This is a genomic window from Streptomyces sp. NPDC059456, from assembly GCF_042750055.1.
Lineage (GTDB): Bacteria > Actinomycetota > Actinomycetes > Streptomycetales > Streptomycetaceae > Streptomyces.
Genome location: NZ_JBHYVA010000635.1, coordinates 1,836 through 4,919 on the forward strand (window position 1 = coordinate 1,836; position 3,084 = coordinate 4,919).

Genomic DNA, 3,084 nt, shown 5'->3' on the forward strand with positions numbered 1-3,084 from the left:
TTTTTAATATCCCACCCCCCGCGCCCCCCGGGCCGGGGGGGCGCGGCCCCCCGCGCCGCGGGGGGGGGGCGCGCCCGGGCGGCGGGTGGTCGCGCCCCCCGCCGCGCAACGCCGCACGGTCGACGTCGAGTTGCGCGAGGAGGCGATCGGCGACCTCGGTCCGGCACCGGTGCTCGGCCTGCCGGGCGTGGACGACGGGGGTGAGGCGCGGGTGCTGCACGCTCCCGCACCGGTCTCCGTGCCCGGGGACGGCCGCGCGCACCGGGTGCCGCTGTCCGCGTTCACCACACCCGCGAGCAGCGAGTACGCCTGCTCGCCCGAGCTGTCCCCGCTGGTCACCCGGGTGGTGCGGGGCGACAACGGGTCCGGCCATGCCCTGCTCGCCGGTCCCGTCGACCTGGTGCGTGCCGGTGGGTTCAGCGGCCGCGGCGCACTGGAGTTCACCGCCCCCGGCGCCCCGGTCGCCCTGGCCTTCGGCAGCTGCGACGACCACAGCGTGGTCCGGGAGACCGAGGAGTCGCGGACCACCGCCGGGATCACCCAGCGGACCGTGGTCACCCGCACGGTGCGCCTGCACCTGTCCCGGTTCTCCGCGCCGGCGGAGCAGGGCGGACGCGTCGTCACCGTACGGGAGCGGATCCCGGTCTCGGAGGTCTCGGCGGTGGAGGTGCGCCTGGTCAAGGAGGCCTGCTCCCCCGTGCCCGACGCGGTCGACGCCGAGGGCATCGCGCGCTGGGACGTCACGCTCCCGCCGGGCGGCCGCCGTACGCTCACCCTGGTCTACGAGCTCTCGGCGAGCGCCAAGGTCGCCGGGCTCTGACGGGAGGCGGTGTCAGCCGACCCGGATCCCGATGACGCAGGTGTCGTCGTCCGTGTCGGAGCGGCTCTGGGCGAGCAGGCGGTCCAGTTGCCGGTCCAGGTCCCCGGCCGAGGAGGCCGCCGCGCTCACGAGGTGGCCCAGGGAGTCCTCCACCGAGGAGTCCCGCCGCTCCACCAGTCCGTCCGTGAACATGAGCAGGGTGTCTTCGGGCTCCAGCTGGACCTCCCGTTCGATGTACGTGACGTCCGGCAGGGCTCCGAGGAGCAGTCCCTCGATGAGCGGGAAGGCTTCGGGTTCGCCGCCGCGGACGAGCACGGGCGGCAGGTGGCCGGCGCGCGCCCAGCGCATCACCCGGGTACGGGGGTCGAAGAGCCCGCACACGGCGGTGGCCGTGACGTGCTTCGCCAGGTTGTGGGTGACCGTGTTGAGCCAGGACAGCAGCTGGGCGGGGCCCGCTCCGGTGAAGGCGAGGCCGCGCAGGGCGTTGCGCAGGACGACCATGCCGGTGGCGGCCTCGATGCCGTGTCCGGCGACGTCGCCCACGGAGAGCATGATCAGCCCGGAGGGCAGGACCACGGTGTCGTACCAGTCCCCGCCGACGAGCGACTCGGATTCCGCGGGCCGGTAGCGGACGGCGACGCGCAGGCCCGGGGCTTCGACGGCCGCCGGGGTCGGAGGCATGATGGCGTGCTGGAGCTGGAGCGTGAGGCGGTTGCGTTCCGCGGACTCGGCCGCGGTGTGGGCGAGCTGGTCCCGGGTCGCGGCCAGGGCGACTTCGGTCCAGTGCTGGGCGGAGACGTCCTGGTAGGCGCCGCGGACGGCGTGCAGGCGCCGGTCGGCGCCGAGGACGGGCTCGGCGACGACGCGGATGTGGCGGGTGATCCCGTCGGACCTCCGCAGGCGCAGGTCGACGGATGCGGGCCGGCGGTGGTGCAGCACCGCGCGCAGGAAGCGGCCCAGCGCGGCGGAGTCGTCGGGGTGGGTGTATGCGGGCAGTTCCCGCAGCGGTACGGGGTGGGCGGTGGCCGGGAGTCCGTGCAGCGCGTACAGCTGCGCGTTCCAGGTGATCCCGCCGGTGACGAGGTTCTCCTCGAAGCCGCCGATCCGGCCCAGGCGCTGGGCGTGCTGGAGGAGGTCGGCCAGTCGCGCCGTCTCGTCCTCGATCCGCCAGATCAGCAGGACGGCCGCGCCGTGCCGGCTGACGCTGATGTCCGCGACGGACGTCAGCGGGATCTGGTCGACGAGTGCGGTCAGGCTCATGCGTTCGGCCCTGAAGGGTTCGCCGGTCGCGTGCACGCGCTCGATGATGTCGAACAGCCCGTTCTCGCCGGCGGCCATCGGATAGGCCTCCAGCAGCAGGGCGCCGTTCACGTCGGCGCGCTGCCGCCCGGCGGGGTCGACGAAGCGGCTGCTGGCGTGACGGATGCGGAAGTCTCCCAGCCGGCCCTCGGGATCGAGCACCGGGGTGAGGATGACGGCCGGATCGTGCAGTCCCTCGGCGAGGTCGGCCAGTTCCGAGACGTCCGGGAGCGCCGCGTCGGGGAAGGCGGGATCGGCCGGGGCCGAGGTGTCCATGGTGCGGGCGCAGAGTTCGGCGAGGGCCTCGACCTGGCGCTCGATCTGCGGGGGTTGCGGTGCCAGGGGCTGCGGCCAGCAGATCTCCAGGACGCCGTGGATGCGGCCGCCCGTCCCGGCGGGTACGGCCATCCGTCCGCCGTCGGGCCAGTGCAGGTGGGCGATCGAGGGCAGCCCTTCGCGGCCCAGGCGGGCGAGGGTGACCAGCCGGCGCTCGCGCAGCGCGAGGCGGGCGACGGTGGAGACGCCCGGGGGTACGTGGCGCCAGCGTGCGGCCTCGCCGGGCGGGAACCCGGCGTACCCGGCGAGGGCCAGCGAGCCGTCGGGCGCCGCGGTCCACACGGCGACGGCGATCGCGCCCAGGGGTTTGAGGGCGTTGGTCAGGAGGGATTCGGCGACCGCCTGGGTGTCGTCGGCGGCGGCGAGCATCCCGCTCTCGGCGGTCCGCAGCCGTACCGCCACCCGCGTGGACGGTGTGGCGGGGCCGAGCGTGCCGGTGCGTTCGACGAACTCGGCGGCGACCTCGCTGACGTGGTCGCGGGCGGCCTGGTTGACGATGTCCGCGGCCAGGTCGAGCGGGGACAGCCCGGTCTCGCGGGACAGTTCGTCCAGCTGCCGCGCCGCCGCGGCGGGGGTGCAGCTGAGTTGTCCGATCAGAATGCCCTTGGCCAGGTCGACGAGGGCCCTGC

1 protein-coding gene and 1 pseudogene are annotated in these 3,084 nt (G+C 74.9%); one reads left to right on the forward strand and one right to left on the reverse strand.

Annotation, left to right across the window (positions count from 1 at the left end; all coding sequences use genetic code 11):
• Positions 1 to 100: 100 nt before the first annotated feature.
• Positions 101 to 820, forward strand: a pseudogene (locus ACFXA3_RS35230) (DUF4139 domain-containing protein); the annotation flags it as partial.
• A gap of 12 nt (positions 821 to 832) precedes the next feature.
• On the opposite strand, the gene ACFXA3_RS35235 reads toward ACFXA3_RS35230, so the two are convergent.
• Positions 833 to 3,084: SpoIIE family protein phosphatase (locus ACFXA3_RS35235; RefSeq protein WP_385193890.1), on the reverse strand; the 2,252-nt coding region annotated here is incomplete at its 5' end.